The sequence below is a fragment of the Stenotrophomonas sp. KH_052 genome, assembly GCF_057838755.1.
The window spans coordinates 144,018-162,393 of record NZ_CM174475.1; the positions used below are offsets into that span (position 1 = coordinate 144,018).

16 protein-coding genes are annotated in these 18,376 nt (G+C 68.3%); 10 read left to right on the plus strand and 6 right to left on the minus strand.

Features of this window, described 5'->3' with window-relative positions; translation table 11 throughout:
* The first annotated feature begins 36 nt into the window (after positions 1-36).
* Positions 37-777, plus strand: a complete 741-nt coding sequence (locus AC3ITW_RS00550; protein WP_238378296.1) for an N-acetylmuramoyl-L-alanine amidase — start codon at positions 37-39, stop codon at positions 775-777.
* Between the two features lie 130 nt (positions 778-907).
* On the opposite strand, the gene AC3ITW_RS00555 is transcribed toward AC3ITW_RS00550, so the two are convergent.
* A complete protein-coding gene (locus AC3ITW_RS00555; RefSeq protein ID WP_012509685.1) occupies positions 908-1,609 on the minus strand; it encodes a LytR/AlgR family response regulator transcription factor in 702 nt (233 codons plus the stop codon).
* The gene (locus AC3ITW_RS00560; protein ID WP_100470172.1) at positions 1,597-3,306 is read right to left on the minus strand and encodes a histidine kinase; all 1,710 of its coding nucleotides are present in this window, start codon (positions 3,304-3,306) and stop codon (positions 1,597-1,599) included. Before AC3ITW_RS00560 ends, AC3ITW_RS00555 begins: the two co-directional genes overlap by 13 nt.
* 127 nt (positions 3,307-3,433) lie before the next feature.
* On the opposite strand from AC3ITW_RS00560, the gene AC3ITW_RS00565 reads away from it, so the two are divergent.
* From AC3ITW_RS00565 to AC3ITW_RS00600, 8 genes are all read left to right on the plus strand, one after another.
* The gene (locus tag AC3ITW_RS00565) at positions 3,434-4,945 is read left to right on the plus strand and encodes an alpha/beta hydrolase (RefSeq protein WP_489389955.1); all 1,512 of its coding nucleotides are present in this window, start codon (positions 3,434-3,436) and stop codon (positions 4,943-4,945) included.
* Positions 4,946-5,010: 65 nt separating this feature from the next.
* Positions 5,011-6,171 (plus strand): murein transglycosylase A, encoded by a 1,161-nt coding sequence (mltA, locus tag AC3ITW_RS00570; protein WP_489389956.1) that lies wholly within the window; start codon positions 5,011-5,013, stop codon positions 6,169-6,171.
* Positions 6,172-6,279: 108 nt separating this feature from the next.
* Positions 6,280-6,582: a hypothetical protein gene (locus AC3ITW_RS00575; protein WP_012509687.1), complete on the plus strand. Its 303-nt coding sequence runs from the start codon at positions 6,280-6,282 to the stop codon at positions 6,580-6,582.
* A gap of 79 nt (positions 6,583-6,661) precedes the next feature.
* The gene (locus tag AC3ITW_RS00580; protein WP_100435600.1) at positions 6,662-8,707 is read left to right on the plus strand and encodes a TonB-dependent receptor; all 2,046 of its coding nucleotides are present in this window, start codon (positions 6,662-6,664) and stop codon (positions 8,705-8,707) included.
* A gap of 115 nt (positions 8,708-8,822) precedes the next feature.
* Entirely contained in the window at positions 8,823-9,884 is a 1,062-nt protein-coding gene (locus tag AC3ITW_RS00585; RefSeq protein WP_100435682.1) for a two-component system sensor histidine kinase NtrB, read from the plus strand.
* Positions 9,877-11,325 carry a nitrogen regulation protein NR(I) gene (gene ntrC, locus AC3ITW_RS00590; protein WP_100435584.1) on the plus strand — a complete coding sequence of 483 codons (1,449 nt, stop codon included), beginning with the start codon at positions 9,877-9,879 and terminating at the stop codon, positions 11,323-11,325. The genes AC3ITW_RS00585 and ntrC overlap by 8 nt, the downstream gene beginning before the upstream one ends.
* Before the next feature lie 93 nt (positions 11,326-11,418).
* Entirely contained in the window at positions 11,419-11,988 is a 570-nt protein-coding gene (locus AC3ITW_RS00595; RefSeq protein WP_100435583.1) for a superoxide dismutase family protein, read from the plus strand.
* A 31-nt stretch (positions 11,989-12,019) separates the two neighbouring features.
* Positions 12,020-12,634 carry a superoxide dismutase family protein gene (locus tag AC3ITW_RS00600; RefSeq protein WP_100435582.1) on the plus strand — a complete coding sequence of 205 codons (615 nt, stop codon included), beginning with the start codon at positions 12,020-12,022 and terminating at the stop codon, positions 12,632-12,634.
* Between the two features lie 135 nt (positions 12,635-12,769).
* On the opposite strand, the gene AC3ITW_RS00605 is transcribed toward AC3ITW_RS00600, so the two are convergent.
* Positions 12,770-13,657: a hypothetical protein gene (locus AC3ITW_RS00605; RefSeq protein ID WP_012509694.1), complete on the minus strand. Its 888-nt coding sequence runs from the start codon at positions 13,655-13,657 to the stop codon at positions 12,770-12,772.
* Between the two features lie 93 nt (positions 13,658-13,750).
* Here AC3ITW_RS00605 and AC3ITW_RS00610 point away from each other — a divergent pair, with 93 nt between their 5' ends.
* Positions 13,751-15,046, plus strand: coding sequence for an acetyl-CoA C-acetyltransferase (locus tag AC3ITW_RS00610; RefSeq protein WP_012509695.1), 1,296 nt, complete (start codon positions 13,751-13,753; stop codon positions 15,044-15,046).
* 128 nt (positions 15,047-15,174) lie between these two features.
* Here AC3ITW_RS00610 and AC3ITW_RS00615 read toward each other — a convergent pair whose 3' ends face one another.
* The 3 genes from AC3ITW_RS00615 to AC3ITW_RS00625 form a co-directional block, all read right to left on the minus strand.
* The gene (locus tag AC3ITW_RS00615; RefSeq protein WP_012509696.1) at positions 15,175-16,470 is read right to left on the minus strand and encodes a heme biosynthesis protein HemY; all 1,296 of its coding nucleotides are present in this window, start codon (positions 16,468-16,470) and stop codon (positions 15,175-15,177) included.
* A 6-nt stretch (positions 16,471-16,476) separates the two neighbouring features.
* Complete coding sequence (locus tag AC3ITW_RS00620) at positions 16,477-17,451, minus strand: uroporphyrinogen-III C-methyltransferase (protein WP_012509697.1); 975 nt, start codon at positions 17,449-17,451, stop codon at positions 16,477-16,479.
* A gap of 103 nt (positions 17,452-17,554) precedes the next feature.
* Positions 17,555-18,364 carry a uroporphyrinogen-III synthase gene (locus tag AC3ITW_RS00625; protein WP_012509698.1) on the minus strand — a complete coding sequence of 270 codons (810 nt, stop codon included), beginning with the start codon at positions 18,362-18,364 and terminating at the stop codon, positions 17,555-17,557.
* Positions 18,365-18,376: the final 12 nt, after the last annotated feature.

Here is an 18,376-nt window from a genome sequence, read left to right on the forward strand (position 1 = left end):
GAAGCAGGCGAGTGCGGAATGGCGCACAATCACCGCATGGGCCCATTTCGCATTCCGCTCCTGCTGCTTGCCGCCGTCCTGTTTGCCGGCTGCGCGAGCACCGATGTGCACAACCCGCTCGCCACTTGGGTGCCGTCACCCAACCAGAACGCGCGCACGCCGGTCATCATCGTCATCCACCACACCGAGCAGAAGTCGGTGCAGCAGAGCCTGCATACGCTGCGCACCGCCAACAGCGGTGGACCGGTCAGCGCGCACTACCTGATCGGCGCCGATGGCCATCGCTACCAGCTGGTGGCCGATGAGCGCCGTGCCTGGCATGCCGGTGCCGGACGCTGGGGCACCATCACCGATCTCAACTCGGCCTCGATCGGCATCGAGCTCGACAACGACGGCCGCAGCCCCTTCAGCCCGGTGCAGATCGAGTCATTGATCGTGCTGCTGCGCGATCTCACTGAACGCCTGAACATCCCGCCGCGTCAGGTGATCGGCCATGCCGACCTCGCGCCGACGCGTAAGCAGGATCCGAGCCGCTTCTTCCCCTGGCAGCAGCTGGCCGAGGCCGGTTTCGGCGTCTGGCCGCGCGCGGCCGACGGTGCTGCACCAGAAGGCTTCGACGCGTGGAATGCGCTGGCGCGCTTCGGCTATCCGCTGGACAACCGCGAAGCCACCATCGCCGCCTTCCACCGCCGCTTCCGTGGCCGCGACGACCTGCCGAAGACGCTGGATGCCGAAGACGCCCGTATCCTGCATTCTTTGCTGCTGCAGACCCCGTAGACGCTCGCGTGGGGCTGAAGACCCCACCGAAGCGGGTAGCGCCGGGCCATGCCCGGCGAGCGTGCAGCGCGGCCACCCCGCGTGGTTCCCGCCCCCAGCAGTGCCAGGTCATGCCGGGTAACCCCGGCAATCACCCCGATCCCAGCGCATCGCGCAGTGCCGCCACATGCGCGCGGCCCACGGCCAGCTCGCTGCCATCGCTTAACACCAGCCAGTAACGGCTGCCCGATCCTGCATGCAGCATGCGCACATGCTGCAGATTGACCAGATAGGAACGATGGCAGCGCACGAAGTCGCCAGGCAGTACGCTGCCCAACCCGGCCAGGGACTTGTCGTGCAGCTCGCTACGGCCATCGCGCATGCGCACCTGGCTGTAGTCGCCGTCGGCGCGGATCCAGAGCACGTCAGCAAGTTCTACGGTCGCCGTGCCCTGCGCCCGCCAGACACCCAGATAACGCGCGCGGCCAGGGCGGGAACCGCTGGTGTCGAGCAGGCGTTCCAGTGCCTGGCCAAGGCGCTCACGCGAGAACGGCTTGGGTACGAAGTCGAGCACGCCATGCTCGAATGCCTGCAGCGCGCGGTCGCGATGGGCCGACACCACCACGCACTGGTAGCGGCCAGCTACCGCACGCCGAAGCAGCTCGAAACCATCGTCGCCGCCCAGGTTGAGGTCCAGCAGCAGGCCATCGTAGACGCTGCATTGCAGTCGATCTCCGGCCGACTCCAGATCAGCAACGGCGTCGAAGCGCGCGCGCGTGCCTGCCTGTTCACTGCACAGGCGCAGCAAGCGCTGGCGTACCAGCGGCTCGTCTTCGACGATCAGGATGCGCATGTCAGTTCGATCCGGCTGCGCCAGTGGTCGCCTTCGGCGCCCTGCACGAAGGTCCATCCGCCAGGACAGGCGGCGGCCAGGCTGGCCTCGATATAGCGCGTGCCGGTGCCGCGACCACGGTGTGGGGCGGAACCCCGTGCACTGCGCAGCTCCAGAATCCAGCGCGCGTTGGTGCGTTGCACGCGCAGGTGGAACGGATGCTTTGCGCAGGCCAGCGCACCTGCGTGGGTCAATGCATTCTCCACCTGGGCATGCAGGATGCCGGGTGGCAACGACAGCATCGCGTCTTCGCCATCGACCTCCAGCCGCATGCGCTGGTCCAGTGCCATGCCAACGATATCCAGATGGCTGCGACAGAGCGCCAGTTCGTCCTGCAGGGAAACGCTGCGCCGGTCGCTGCTGTCGCGCAGGCGATCGAACTGGTCGGCCAGTGATTCCACCAGGCGGCTGGCACGCGCTGGTGCCTGTTCGATCAGTTCCTGCAGGCAGGTCAGGGTATTCATCAGCCAATGTGGCTGGATGCCTCGCTGCAGCAGCTGCAGCGAAAGCCGCGCGCGTTCTTCGCTCAGCCAGGCGTTGTGCCGGTCCAATGCCTGCAACTGGGCAGCGTGGCGCAGCAGCAGGAACACCATCAGCACCGCCAGCAGCAGGAAATAGGGCCCATCGAGGAAGGCGCCGCCTGCGACCAGCAGCGCCAGCAGCCCGGCCAACAGCAAGGCCAGGATCGGCCAGCGGTCCTCGGACTCGCAATGCGCGCGTAACAGTGCCCCCGCCGAGGCGAGCAGGCTCGACAGCAGCACTGCCGCTGATCGTGTATCGAAGCCGGGCAGCGCGACAGCGGCGGCAATGATCACGGCCAGATAGCCAAGGTAAACGGCCCGCGGCATCGCTACCGCGAAGCGGCGCGCAAGATAGGCCGGCAGCAACGCCGCTGCCGCCACATGCAGGCACAACAGTGCCACCAGGCGTGGGCCATGCCATGGATAGGGATACCCAAGCAGGGAGCGCCACGCCTCGACCACCGGCAGTGCCAGCCCCACTGCGCCCAGTGCCAGCAGCAGGCGGGCCCCGGGTGCCTGCGTCTGGCCGCGCAGTACGGTGAGGAAGTACAGGCAGGCCGCCGCCAGTGCACCGGTGGCGAAGGCGGCGATCAACCACGGCAGGATGATCTGGCCGTACAGCACGGTCGCGGGTGCGATCAGCACCATCGCATCGGCACCATGCAGATGGAAGTGCTGCCGCTGGCTCGACGCAAGCACGATCAGTTCGTCGCTGCGGTTGCCCGAAGCAGGAGGCAGCACACGCACAAGGTCGATGCGTCCTGGACGCTCTTCTGCAGCGCTGCGGCCGACCACGCCATTGCTGACCCACGGGTTGCCGTTCCAGTACAGCTGGCTGGCGGCACGCAGCGACAGCCGCATCGTGCGGCCATGCACGTCCGCGGTGGTCGGCGCCGGCACCTGCCAGCGCAGCCAGTAGGGGCCGCGCCAAGCTGCCAGCTCGCGCTGGTCCAGTGGCTGCCAGTCCAGATCCTGCGGCGGTCGCGCGGGCACGGCGCCGGCGGCCCCGATATTCGCAAGCGCCATCTGCGCGCCCGGCACCTGCACCAGCCCGGGTGGTGGCGTCGACACGAGCAGCCAGACGGCCACCGCCGCAAGCAGCACAGCAAGAACAGCCAGGGTACGTGGGATCTGCATGGCGGCCATCGTATCGGTTGCGTGGAGCCATTGGACCGCCTTTTGGAGACGTTCGGCAGGCGCGCACGCCCCGTGAGCTGCGGAAGGGCAGACGCTGGTGGCGCACGTCCTTCCATCGGAGCCCGACATGACCCGCAGCGCCCGCACGCTTTCCTGCAGTTCCCATCGTTGCCGCACCACCATCGCCACCGCGCTGGCTGCAATCGGTCTGGCGCTGGCCGTGGCCGCCCCCGCACAGGCCAGCCCGGCCGCACTGGCGTTCGAGCCCTACACGCTGCAGACCAAAGCACATGGCAGCATCCCTGCCGAAATCGCCGTGCTTGCGGTGCCACGCCGGCACAGCGAGCCGGATGGGCCACGGATGCAGTTGAAAGTGGTACGCCTGCGTGCAACCGGCGGTAATGGCCGCAGCGCTCCCGTGGTCTACCTGGCCGGTGGCCCGGGTGGCTCCGGCATCGACACCGCGCGCGGCCCACGCTGGCCGGTGTTCGACCAGGTCCGCCGCGAGGCGGATGTGCTGCTGCTCGACCAGCGTGGCGCCGGCCTGTCCGAACCACCACCGGAATGCCCGCACCAGACCCGATTCGATGATGCGCAGCCACTGCAGCGCGATACGGCGCTGGTCGCGCTGCAGGCAACGGCAGCGAAGTGCGTGGCGTTCTGGCGGCAGGCTGGCGTCGACCTGGGCGCCTACACCACGGCCGAGAGCGCTGCCGATCTCGATGACCTGCGCCGCGCGCTGGGCGTGCCGAAGATCAGCCTGTGGGGCATGAGCTACGGCACGCATCTGGCCCTGGCTGCGGTGCGCCTGCACGGTGAAGGTCTCGAGCGCGTGGTGTTGATGGGCACCGAAGGTCCGGATGACACACTGAAGCTGCCATTGAGCAGCGATGCCGTGCTGCAGGCGCTGGCACAACTGGCGCGCAAGGATGGCTTTGACGATCTCGCAGGATCGGCCACCCGCGTGCTGCAGGCGCTGCGCGAGCAGCCCCGGCAGGGCCGCAGCGGCATGCATGAGAGCCGCCAGGTGACCATCGGCCTGTACGACGCACAGATCGTCATCGCCAACATGCTGGGGCAACGCATCACCCAGCAATGGCTGCCGCTGGTGCTGCGCGAGGCCGAGCGCGGCAACTACGATCCGCTGGCCGACCTGGTGCTGATCGGGCGGGCCCGGTTCGCGCAGTTCCCGGCGATGGGGCTGGCAATGGACATCGCCTCAGGACAGAGCCCGCAGCGCCGGGTGCTGGCCGAAGCACAGGCGCGCGAGAGTCTGTTCGGTGATGGATTGAACTTCCCGTTCCCCGCCATCGGCAACGGCCTGGGCCTGGCCGATCTGGGCGACTCCTTCCGTGGCCCGTTGCGCAGCGAGGTGCCTGTGCTGTTCATCAGCGGCACGCTGGATGGACGCACGCCACCAGCCAACGCCGATGCACTTCGTCCAGGCTTCCGCAACGGCCGCTCGCTGCTGGTACGCAACGCCAGCCATCACCACGAGCTGTGGACCGGCAATCCTGCCATCGCCCGCAGCATCGTCGCGTTCCTGGCCGGTCGCACCGTGAGCGATGCCGTGCTGGACGTGCCGCCGCCGGTGTTCGCCACCACCAACAGTGACCTGCTGGGTAGCGGCGGACGCTGAAGGGAGAGCGCGGCGCCGGGCACCCGACGGGTCCGGTGCCGTGCTATTTCCTCTACATTGGGGCAATGAAAGACATCATCGCCCCCCTGAGCCGCACGAGCTTGAGCCTTCTTGCGCTGGCCGTGCTCGCTGGCTGCAGCACCACCGGCACCCGTCCCGAAGCACCGCCAGCAGCAATCAAGCCTGCCGCTACCTACGCCAAGGTTGAATGGAGTGCGCTGCCGCCGGTTTCCGATACCGATCTACAGGCCGGCTTCGTTGCCTGGCGCAGCAGCTGCACCCGCCTGAAGAACGACGCGGTCTGGGCCAAGCCGTGCACCACGGCTGCAGCAGTGAACGACAAGGACCCTGCCGCGATCCGCCAGTTCCTGCAGCGCGACCTCGATGTCTACGCGCTGCGTGCCGGGGGGCACCAGGCCGATGGGCTGATCACCGGCTACTACGAGCCGATCTACCCCGGCAGCCTGACCCGAACCGACAAGGCCGCCGTGCCGGTGTACGGCACGCCGGACGACCTGATCGTGGTGCAGCTGGACAGCGTCTACCCGGAACTGAAGGGCAAGCGCCTGCGCGGGCGCGTCGAAGGCAAGGTGCTCAAGCCCTATGACGACGCCGGTACCATCGCGGCCAAGGGCGCCAAGGCCCCGGTGCTGGCCTGGCTGACCGATCCGATGGACCTGCAGTTGCTGCAGATCCAGGGCTCGGGCCGGGTGCGCCTGGCCGATGGCAAGCAGGTGCGGCTGGCCTATGCCGAACAGAACGGCCATCCCTATCGCGCGATCGGCCGTTGGCTGGTGGACCAGGGCCAGCTGAAGAAGGAAGACGTGACCATGGATGCGATCCGCGCATGGGCCAGGGCCAACCCTTCCCGCGTGCCGGAACTGCTGCGCAGCAATCCCAGCTACGTGTTCTTCGTGCGCAACCCGGACAGCCCGGAAGGCCCCCGCGGTTCACTGAACGTGCCGCTCACCGCCGGCTACAGCGTGGCGGTGGACCGTACCGTGGTGCCGCTGGGCAGCCTGTTGTGGCTGTCCACCACGCGTCCGGATGGCAGCCCGGTGGTACGCCCGGTGGCCGCGCAGGACACCGGCGGTGCCATTGCCGGCGAAGTGCGCGCGGACCTGTACTGGGGCAGCGGCGACGCCGCCGGCAAGCTGGCCGGTGACATGAAGCAGAAGGGCAACATCTGGATGCTGTGGCCGAAGGGCTCCCCCTTGCCGAAGTAGGTTGGCAGGGGTCAGACCCCTTCCCGCAGGAAAGGGATCTGACCCCGAATGCCTGATAATGGCGCCATTCCGAACTTTCCGGTCGCATCTGCGGCCAGGACCAATGCAATGAAATACGCAAAACCCAACGCAAAGACCAACAGCAAAAAGTACTACAAGCACTGGGCCGAATCGAGCCTGGGCAAGGGCAACGTGCTGATGGAAGCCCGTGGTGAAAAGATCGTGCGCCAGGTGGAGATCTACGGGGCCAAGGTGGTCTGGGCCGATGAAACCGGGCAGAGCGATGACCGCTTCGTGCTGGCGGACCAGCCGGTGTCGTTCATGGATTTTGATGAAGACGACGAAATCAGCGCGCGCGAATTCGAAAGCGCCTGGAAGAAGGCCCGCGAGGCGACCGGCTACCCGGTGTAACGAAGGGCGGGTCCCGCTGGATGGTTGGCAGATTTGAAATGTTATAAAGTTTCATTTTCTGCCTCCTGCCGTCCTCCCCATGAAGACCTCCACGCTGGTGGCCGCCCTCGCGGCCGCGCCGTTCGCCCCTGAAGCACTCGCACAGTCGGCGGATGCCGCGCTCACCTTGGGCAAGGTCGATGTGCACCAGCACGGCGAAGGCCAGCTGAGCGCGCACCAGGTACTGACTTCGGTGGACGTGCTGGGCGCAGACCAGATCGAAGACCGCAACGTCTCCCACAGCTGGGAGCTGCTGGGGCAGATGCCGGGCATCCAGCTGACCGAAACCCGGCAGGGTGCCGAATCGGGCAAGGTCAGCTTCCGGGCTTTCAACGGCGAGGGCTACCTCAATGCCATCAAGACGCTGATCGATGGCATCCCCAGCAACGTCAACAGCGGCAACCAGCGCTACATCGACATGCTGTTCCCGCTGGAAATCAGCTACATCGAAGTGGTACGTGGTACCAACGACCCGCGCTACGGCCTGCACAACATCGGCGGCAACGTGAACTTCGGTACGCGCCAGGGTGGCAACTACACCGATGCACGGCTGGCCTACGGCAGCTACAACACCCGTGATGCGCAGCTGGCGGTGGGCCGCGAAGCCAATGGCGTCGCGCAGAACTACTTCGTTGGTACCCAGGCCAGCGATGGCTATCGCGACCATGACACCTCCAGGAAGTACTCGCTGGGCGGCAAATGGTTCCTCGGCACGCTGGACGATGGGCTGCGCGTGGGCCTGACCGCGCGCGCCTACCACCACGAAGCCGACGAGCCCGGCTTCATGACCGTCGAGGAAATGCGTACGCATCGACGTGGCAGCGACCTGCGCAACGGCAACGATGGTGATGACCGCGACATGCGCCAGATTGCCGCGCACCTGGATATGAAACTGTCCGAGAGGCTCACCTTCGGCACGCGGCTCTATTACAACCGCTACGAAGACGACCGCCGCGTGACCTTCAGCGACCTGCCCACCGGCAACCTGCCGCGCCAGCGCCGCGTGTGGGATGAGCGGCAGAATGGCCTGCTCAGCACGCTCACCTGGCAGGCCAGCCCCGCGCTTACTGTCGAGGGCGGCCTGAACTACGAGCAGCAGGACAACAGCTACATCCGCGAGCGCTACGCCTACGCCGAACCCACCGACTTCAGCCGTGCCCCGGCACGGGTGCAGAACAACGACCGCCACAGCTTCGACAATTGGGGCGCCTACGTGCAGGCCATCTACCAGCCCGTCGAGGCGTGGAAGGTCGTGCCGGCCTACCGTGTGGACCGCTTCAGTGGCCGTACCCACCTGATGAACGGCCTCAGCGCTCGGCTGCAGGATTACGGCAGCATCGGCCAGCCCAAACTGAGCGTCATCCACAGCCTGGGCGAGAACACCCACGTATACGCAAACTGGGGCCGCACTTTCCAGGTGCTCACTGGATCCACCGCGCCGGCTTACCTCGCCCCGGGCCAGGCGCGGATGCGTCCGTCCACCAACACCGGCATGGAGCTGGGCCTGAAGTTCCAGCCGTTCGCGGGCAGCCAGGCGCGCCTGGCGGTGTGGCAGCAGGACGCGGAAAACGAGGTATCCAACATGCCGGCCACCGGTACGACGGTCACCTTGGGCAAGACCCGTCGACGCGGCGTGGATGCGCAGTTGAGCCTGAAGCTGGGCGACGACTGGACGGTCTGGGCGTCGCACGCCTACCAGGAAGCGAAGATCACCCGCGACGACCGCGATGCCAGCATGTCCCTGCGGGGCCGCGAAGTGGCCGCCACCCCGCGCCACATCAGCAACCTGGGTGTGGACTACCACGCCAGCGATGCCTTGCGCCTGGGCCTGCAGGCGCGTGCACAGGGCGATTACTACCTGGAAGAGCGCAACGTGGCCGGCAAGTTCGGTGGTTTCGCCGTGCTCGACCTGAGCGCCGCCTACCAGATCACCCCGCGCTGGAGCGTGGACCTGCAGCTGAAGAACGTTACCGGACGCCAGTACGCCTACGCCTGGTACGACAGCTTCTTCTGGGACAGCGCCCGCCCGATGTTTTCGCCGGCCCCGGGCCGTAGCGTGTTCGTCGGCCTCAACATGAAGCTGTGACCCGCCCACGTATCCGGTAGTGGGCGAACTTGCTCGCCCTGCGGCAGGGGTCAGGCCCCTTTCCTGATAGAAAGAGCCGCGACCCCAAACCCGCGTTTTGCACTACATTGGTGCAATGTCCGACCCCGCACCGCCGCCATCCCTCGACGCCCTGGGCACGCCGCTGGCCTGGGCCGGGGCTGATGGCCGCATCATCGGCTGCAACCCGGCCTTCGCGCGTTGGCTGGGTGTCAGCATCCGCCGCCTGCTTGGCCAGCCGCTGGCCGCGCTGGAAGTGCAGGGCGAGGCGCTGGCCCATTTCCTGGCCCGCGATGAGCGCGACAGTCTGCGCCTGAACCGGCTGGCCCTGGCGGTGCCGGGCGAGGCACCACGCTTCGCCGAAGGCTGGATGAGCCGCCGCGACGATGGTGGCTGGTTGCTGGAGGCGCACCCGGTCGATGAGTTCCCCGGGCTGGACCCGACCCAGGCCCTGCCCAGCGCGCTCAGCGCGGCGCTGAAGGGACTGGCCCATGAACTGCGCAATCCGTTGGCTGGCTTGAAGGGCGCGGCCCAGCTGCTGGCCCGCCGCGCGGCCCAGCGCGACGCCAGCGAACGCGAGCTGATCGAGCTGATCGGTTCGGAGATCGAGCGCCTCAACGGCCTGCTCGACCAGCTGCTGTCACCGGCCCCGGCCGCGCCGCACGCCGAACTGAACATCCACGCCGCGCTGGAACGCGTGCTGCGCCTGGCCGAGAACGAGGCCGGCTGGGCGGTACGCCTGCAGCGCGACTACGACCCCAGTATTCCCGAATTCCATGGCGACGCCGACCGCCTCACCCAGGCAGTGTGGAACCTGGTGCGCAACGCGATCCAGGCCGGCGCCGGCAACATCACCCTGCGTACCCGCGTAGAACACGGCGTACGCATCGCCGAGCAGTTGCATACGCTGGCGCTTCGCCTCGAAATCGCCGACGACGGCCGTGGTGTGCCAGAGGAACTGGCCGAGCATCTGTTTCTGCCGCTGGTCAGTGGTCGCGCCGAAGGTACTGGCCTGGGCCTGGCGCTGGCGCAGCAGGTCGCGCGCGAACATCGCGGCACACTGACCTACCGCTCGCGCCCGGGCCATACCGTGTTCACCCTGCTGCTGCCGATCGGCAACGGTGCCGCCCCGGCCGAGGAGGCCTCGCGCGATGTCTGAATCTTCAATCCCCCCGCAGCGCATCTGGGTGGTCGATGACGATCGGGCCGTGCGCTTCGTGCTGTGCACCGCGCTGCGCGAAGCCGGCTACCAGGTCGTCGATTTCGACAGCGCCGCACCCGCCCTGCAGGCGTTGAGCGAAGGCCCGCCGCCGGCCCTGCTGTTCACCGATGTGCGCATGCCTGGTGACGATGGCCTGGTGCTGTTGGACAAGCTCAAGGCCGTGCTGCCGCAGCTGCCGGTGGTGGTGATGTCGGCCTATACCGATGTCGCCAGTACCGCCGGTGCGTTCCGCGGCGGCGCGCATGAATTCCTGTCCAAACCGTTTGATCTGGACGATGCGGTGGCACTGGCACAGCGCGTGCTGCCGGCGGTGGCACCGGCCATGGCCGCAGCGGCGCCGACCACCGCAACCTCCAGCGACCAGCCGCCGCAACTGGTGGGTGATACACCGCCGATGCGCGCGCTGTTCCGCGCCATCGGCCGCCTGGCGCAGGCACCACTGGCGGTGCTGATCACCGGCGAGACCGGCACCGGCAAGGAGCTGGTGGCGCATGCCCTGCACCGCGAATCGCCGCGCGCACAGGCGCCCTTCGTCGCGCTCAATACCGCCGCCATCCCGGCCGAGCTGCTGGAGAGCGAACTGTTCGGCCACGAAGCCGGCGCATTCACCGGTGCGCAGCGCCGCCATATCGGTCGCTTCGAGCAGGCCAACGGCGGCACCCTGTTCCTGGATGAGATCGGCGACATGCCGTTGCCGCTGCAGACCCGGCTGCTGCGCGTGCTGGCACAAGGTGAGTTCTTCCGTGTCGGGGGACGCGAGTTGATCCGCGTCGATGTGCGTGTGGTGGCCGCCACCCACCAGGATCTGGAAGGCCTGGTCGCGCAGGGGAAGTTCCGCGCCGATCTGCTGCACCGGCTGGACGTGGTGCGCCTGCAGCTGCCGCCGCTGCGCGAGCGTCGCGAGGACATCGCACAACTGGCCAACACCTTCCTGGCCGCCGCCGCACGCAAGCTGGACACGCCACCGAAGCGCCTCACCGCCGCGGCGCTGCAGGCGCTGCGCGAGCACGACTGGCCGGGCAACGTGCGCGAGCTGGAGAACGTGTGCTGGCGGATGGCGGCGCTGGCCGCTGCCGACACCATCGGTGTAGCCGACGTCGATACCGCGCTCAACCGTACGCGGGGCCGTCGCGGCAGCGTCAGCGGTGCCGATCCAGGCCAGTGGGAAGCGCTGCTGGCCGAATGGGCGCGCCGTCAGCTGGCCGAAGGCGTGGAAGGGCTGCACGCGCAGGTGCGCGAGCGGGTCGACCATGCCCTGTTGGAGGCCGCGCTGCAGATCACCCATGGCCGCCGTGCCGAAGCCGCGGCCCGCCTGGGCCTTGGCCGCAATACCCTTACCCGCAAGCTGGGCGCCGGGCGCCGCCGCGGGGGCCATTGAACGGTTCCTGCACGCGATCCTCGCGCCCGCTTGCCGAACCGTTGATCGTTCATGGACGATGCCGTCCGTAGTGTCACCTGCAAGGAGTCTTCGATGCGTCTGTCCTTTGCCATCCTGCCGTTGTCCGCCGCCGTGCTGCTGTCTGCCTGTGGCAGTGCGCCGAAGAAGCCGCAGCCCACACCGCCGCCGCCGACCGTAGTCAGCACCGCCAAACAGGCCGAGGCCAATCTCTCGCCGGCCTCGGCCAGCATCGTCAGTGGCCGCATCGCGCTGATGGTGGAGCCCGGTGGCATCCACATCACCGGGCTGATCGGTGGCCTGCAGCCGATGCAGCAGGCCGGCTTCCACATCCACGAGCGCGGCGACTGCAGCGCGGTGGATGCCAGCAGTGCCGGCAACCATTTCAACCCCGGTGGCACCGCGCATGGCCGCGCAGGCACCGGCAAGCACCACCTGGGCGACATGGACAATCTGCGTGCCGACACCCAGGGCCGCGCCAACGTCGATATCCACCTCAAGGGCGTTACCCTTGGCGGAGGCGCCGCCACCGATATCGCCGGACGTGCACTGGTCGTGCATGCCAACGCCGACGACTATCGCAGCCAGCCCGCCGGCAATGCCGGCGTCCGCATCGCCTGTGGCGTGATCCGGGTTGTCCGCTGATCACTGCAGGCATCATCCAGGGAGAGATTCCATGCGTTTGATCCACACTTCGCTGTTCGTGGCCATTGCTGCACTGGGCCTGGCGGCCTGCAACCAGCAGCCCGCCGCGCCGCAGACTGAAACCGCGCCGGCCGCTCCGGCCGACGGCGCCACCGCCGAACCGGCCGCCGCACCTGCACCGGCTGCCGATGCCTCGGCCACGGCCGAGCTGGCTCCGACCCAGGGCAACGAGACCAAGGGCAGCGTCACCTTCAAGGTGGTCGACGGCAAGGTCCACGTGACCGGCCAGATCAGCGGCCTGAAGCCGGGCAGCGAGCACGGCTTCCACATCCACGAGAAGGGCGACTGCAGCGCCCCGGACGGCATGAGCGCCGGTGGCCACTTCAACCCGGGCAAGCAGGATCACGGCAGCGTGTCCGCCGATCCGCACCACGGCGGCGACATGCCCAACATCAAGGCCGACGACAAGGGCGTGGCCACCATCGACGGCCCGGTGTCGAGCAACGTCAACATCGGCAAGGGTGATGACTTCGACATCATTGGACGTGGCCTGATCGTCCATGCCGATGCGGATGACTACAAGACCCAGCCGACCGGCAATGCCGGCGCGCGCCTGGCCTGTGCGGTGATCCAGAAGGCCCCGTAAGGACGGCCCTGCCGGGAATGGAAAACGCCGGCGAAAGCCGGCGTTTTTCTTGATCGGTAGTGCCGGCCGCTGGCCGGCAATCGCAGATCCGGAGGTTGCCGGCCGGCGGCCGGCACTACCAACAGGCCACCCGAGTCAGCGCGCCAGCAGCTCGCGCGCATCCTGCCCGGCTTCGCAGTGCACGAACAGCACCGGCACGCCGTGCGCTTCCAGCACCGCCGCCATCTGCCGCTGGCGCATCAGGAACTGCTCGTAGATGCCCTTCAGGCGGTCGCAGTCGTTGTTGCCGTGGTCGTAATGCGCACACCAGCCGGCCGGATCGAACAGCGCCATGCGTGCCTCGCCATGGGTGTAGCGCAGCAGCGGCTCGGGTGCGGCGTTGAGCCACTCGTCTTCGCCGGGCGCCATGATCGCGGTCTCGATCAGCGGCCACAGTGCGGCCAGGCCCTGGTTGTCGTACTGCATCGACATCATCGCGGCCAGGTCGTTCACGGTGAAGTAGCGCGCGTGCTCGATGCGCGCACCAAAAGTGTTCTGCGCCATCAGCGCGGTGTCGGCATGGGCCATGCCATTGGCCAGCAGCGTGTCTTCCAGCGCTTCGGCCACCGCATTGGTGGTGGCCACGTCGCTGCCGGTCAGCAGGAACGGCACCACGCGCAGGCCACCGCCCACCAGGCTGGCATCGGCCTGGAACGGCAGCGGCACATCACCAGTGGCGTCGGTACCGAAGGCCAGCAGGCGCGGCCCCTGGTTGCGGCCCGGTGCGCGCATCTGCAGTTCTTCCAGGCGGCGGTGGATCGGCCAGCCCGGGCGCAGCACTTCGGCCGGGTCGAAATGGGCGGCGGCGAACACCAGGTCCAGCTCGGCCACCTGCGGCACTTGCTTGGCCAGGTCACGGCCGACGCGTTCGGCCAGTTCACCGGCCTGTTCGGCGCTGAGCACCGCCTGGCGGGGGATTTCGCCGCCGGCCAGTTCCAGGGCCAGCACGCCAAGGGCATTCATCGCGGGGTCGGGTTTGCTCATGGTTCCACGGTTGGCCCATCACAGGGCGGCAGCTACACTTGGCTCCATTATGCCTGCTCCGTCGTGCAGGCCATGTTGCAGACACCCTCATCCATGCCAGGTATCTCCATGCCCAACGCTCGTCCCGTCGCCATCCTCGGTGGCGTCCGCATTCCGTTCTGCCGCCAGAACACCGCGTATTCGGATGTCGGCAACCTCGGCATGTCGGTCCGTACGCTGGGCGCGCTGGTCGAACGTTTCGGCCTGCATGGCCAGCAGCTGGGCGAAGTGGCGATGGGTGCGGTGATCAAGCACTCCAGCGACTGGAACCTCGGCCGCGAAGCCACGCTTTCCTCCGGCCTGTCGCCCTTGACCCCCGGCATCACCCTGCAGCGTGCCTGCGGCACCTCGCTGGACAGCATCATCACGGTCGCCAACAAGATCGCGCTGGGCCAGATCGAATCGGGCATCGGCGGCGGCTCGGACACCACCTCCGACGTGCCGATCGTGTACGGCAAGAAGCTGCGCGCGCGCCTGCTGGCTGCCAACCGTGCCAAGAGCACCGGCGACAAGATCCGCGCGCTCACCGCCGGCTTCAAGTTCTCCGAGCTCAAGCCCGAGTTCCCGGGCGTGGCCGAGCCACGCACCGGCAAGAGCATGGGCGACCACTGCGAGGACATGGCCAAGGAATGGAACATCTCGCGTGACTCGCAGGACGAGTGGGCGGTGTCGTCGCACAAGAAGCTGGCCGCGGCCTATGAGCGCGGTTTCTTCAGCGACCTGATCGCACCGTTCCGCGGCGTCGAGCGCGACAACATCCTGCGCGCCGACACCTCGCTGGAAAAGCTGGCGACGTTGAAGCCAGCCTTCGACAAGGTCTCCGGCCGTGGCACGCTGACCGCCGCCAATTCCACTCCGCTCACCGATGGTGCCGCCGCGGTGCTGCTGGCCAGCGAGGAATGGGCCCGCGCCCACGGCCACGAACCGCAGGCCTACCTGCGTGATGCCCACGTGTCGGCGGTGGATTTCGTGCACGGCGAAGGCCTGCTGATGGCACCGACCGTGGCCGTGCCGGAGATGCTCAAGCGCAACGGCCTGACCCTGCAGGACTTCGACATCTACGAGATCCACGAGGCCTTCGCTGCACAGGTGCTGTGCACCCTGCGTGCGTGGGAGAGCGAGGATTACTGCCGCAACCGCCTGGGCCTGGATGCACCGATGGGCCGCATCGACCCGGACAAGATCAACCTGCTGGGCTCGTCGCTGGCCACCGGCCACCCGTTCGCCGCTACCGGCGCACGCGTGATCGCCACGGCCGCCAAGCAGCTGGCCGAACGCGGCGGTGGCCGCGCGCTGGTGTCGATCTGCACCGCCGGCGGCATGGGCGTGGTCGCGATCGTCGAGCGCTGATTGCTGCGACCGCGCGCCAACCAAGGTTGGCGACTACCGGGTTCCACAGATGAAAACGCCGCCCGATGGGCGGCGTTTTCTCTTGCTCCGGTGGGTGCCGACCGTTGGTCGGCACACTTCAGCAGGGATCACGGCAACCGCGGGTTGCCGAATTCGTCGCGCTCTTCGTTGGCGTCATACACCGGCGGCTGCACCGTAACCGGCTGCTCCTCCACCGTGGCACGCAGCGGCGCCTCGGTGCCGCGCACCAGTTCCACGCTGTCTTCGCCACGCTGCAGGCGCAGCGCATTGGCCAGGCACTGCGCGGCCAGCGCGTGGTCGCCACGCTGTGCGAACAGTTCACCCAGTGCTTCCCAGGCCGGGGCACCGGCACCGGCGGCGATCGCCTCGTGCAGGAACGCATCAGCGGCATCCCACTGCTGCTGGCCCAGCGCCACGCGACCCTGCGCCAGGCGCAGCGCGGCCGAGCTGTCATGCACGTTGCGCCAGCGCGCCAGATTGGCCTGGCGGGTGGCCAGGCGCTCGGCCGGCAGGCGGCCGTACAGCGCCACCAGCTCATCGTCCCAGCGCTGGTCCAGGGCGTGTTCCAACGCCAGCAGCGCCGGTTCGTCCCAGCTCAACGCAACCGCACGGCTGGCATACGCTCCGACCACGTCCGGGGTCGGTCGCAGGGCCTTCGGCGTGGCTTCCCACTGCGCGGCCAATGCATTGACGTCGGCCGCTTCCAGCAGCGCTTGTGCGGCCAGGCGTGCTTCCAGTTCGCTGTTCGCGTCGGCCGGCAGCACCTTGCTCTGGCGCAGTGCACCCAGCTGGCCATATGCCTCGTGCGCGCGACCGGCCTGTGCCAGCGCTTCGGTACGCAGCCACAGACCACGCGGCGGCAGCGGCTGGATCGCCGCCACATCCAACGCGTTGATCGCATCCACCGGCAGGTCGCGCGCCAGCAGCTGCTCGGCGCGCAGCAGCGCCTGCAGGGTGGCATCGCTTTCGCCCAGGCGCTGCAGCAGCGCTTCACCGGCAGCACCATCGGCACGCGCCTGCGCACTGCGCACGGCATTGGCCAGCGCCACCGCGCTCACTTCCGGATCCTTCGCCGCGCCATCCAGCAGCTTCTCCGCGCGCTGCCACTGGCCATGCTCATAGGCCTGCAGGCCGTCGATCAGGCGCACCCGGCCCTGCTTGCGGCGGTAGCGGCCCCAGGCACGGAACGGTGCGGCGATCAGGCTCCACAGCAGCCACAGCACCAGCACGGCGACCACGGACAGCAGGGCCACCTTCGGCAGGTTGCTGTGATAGTCGTAGCCGCCATAGCGCAGGGTCACTTCGCCGAAGCGGTTGAGGTCATCGGCGCCGAGCCATTGCGCGGCGACCACGCCGATGGCCACGGCCAGCAACAGCACGACCAGGGATTGCAGGGGTTTCATGCGGGATTACCTCCGGTCGGTCTGGGTGCGCAGTTGCTGCAGGGTGCTGCCAAGAACGGTGTTGCTGGCCTGCAGCGGAAGCTCGCGCAAGGCCTTCAGTTCAGCACGTTGCGCGCGCAGGGCCGGTGAATCCGGCCAACGCCGCTGTGCCCAGTGCTCCACGCGCTGCAGCGCGGTATCGCGTCCGCTGCGGTCGCCACGTTCAATGGCTGCACGCGCCAGGGTCAGTTCCAGCTGCAGCGCATCGTCGGCGTTGTGGCGCTCGGCGGCGGTCAGGGGGCCGTTCTGGCGGCTCGGGGTGATATCCACGAACGGCGCCAGCGTGGCCTGCCACCAGGGCCTGGCGTTAGCGGTGGCGCTGCCCGTCACCTGCGAAGGCAGGCCCTGCAATGCCTTGGCCAATGCATCCAGGCGCTGCAGCGACTGCACGCGCGGGCCAGCACCGAGCGCGTCCAGCGCCTCGCGCTCCTGCACCAGTGCCTGGCGCAGGTTCAGGCCATCACTGTCGGGCAGATCGGCCAGCGCGGTGGCAGCCTGCGCGTACAGACGACGCGCACCTTCCACATCGTCAGAGTAGTTCAGGCGCTGCGCAGCCTGGGTCAGCAGCAGCTCGGCCTCGTCGCGCTGCACTGCCTGCCGGCCCTGGTTGGCGCTGTCGGCCAGCTTGGCCAGGTTTTCTTCCAGCAGCGCACTACGCTGCGAAAGGCCCAGCATCTCGTCGCGCAGCACGCGGTTGGTGGCGGCGGCATCCTGCAGGCGTTGGCTGGTCGCGCGCTGGTCGCGGCGCAGGGCATCCAGTGTGGCTTCCAGGCCCTGCAGCTGCACGGCGGTGGTCTGTGCCTGTGCGTCCTGTGCGTCCTGTTGCTCATGCCAGAAGCGCCAGCCGGCATAGCCACCCACGCCAAGCACGACCACGCCGGCCAGCGGCAGCAGCCAGCGCACCGGTCGGCGGGGCGGGGAAACGGGCGGGGTCTCGTTCATCGGGCTTCCTTGTCGGCAAGTCGCCGGTGGGGTTCCGGCAGGCCGCGTTGTGCACAGCATCACTGTTGCCGACGACAGCGGCAAGCGTGACCCACGTCCCTGTTCAGGTCGCTGCCGGGACGGTGAGCGTGGCGTGTGCAGCGCTCACCAGCTGTGCACCGGCAGGGCCGGCGCTACGGCTGATGCGCTGCAGGCCCAGTGCCTGCGCCTGCTCGCGAAGCCGATCACTGGCGACCACCACGCTGGCATGCGCCTGCAGGCGTTGTTGCAAGGCATGTGGAAGCTGGCGCCAGAAATGCTGCAGCGCTTCGCCACTGCTGACTGCCAGCACCCACGGATACGCTGAATGCGCCAATCGAGCCAGCGTGCGTGGCGACAGGCGCAGCGGGCGACGCTGGTAGACGTCGGCACGTTCGATGCTGGCGCCGGCCGCCTGCAACTGCGCAGCGATCAGGCCGCGCCCGCCGGGGGCCGTCACCAGCCCGATGCGCCGGCCGCGTACGTCCGCCAGCACCGGCAGTGCCAGCAGGCCCTCGCTGTCCATCCGCTGCGGCGCATGTACCTCGTGGACCCCCTGCGCCCGCAGCGCGCGCGCGGTGCCTTCGCCCACGGTCAGCCACGGGCTGCGCTGCGCGTCGGCCAGCGGCAGCAGGGACGCGGCCGCTGCTACAGCGGCCGGGCTGGTGAACACCACCCGATCGCAGTTCAGCGCGCGTTGCAGCTGGCGCACCACTGGCGTGCCATGCAGGCGCTGCAGCCGCCAGGGCGACAGCGCCAGCAGATGCCCGTCCAGCCCAGCAACGGCGCGGCGCAGCGCCGCATGCTGGCCCTGCGGCCGCAGCGAAATGAAGGTCCAGTCCGCGTCGGAACCGGCGGCGCCAGTGGGTATCGTATGGTCGGCCATTGCCTGCATTATGCGGGCCCT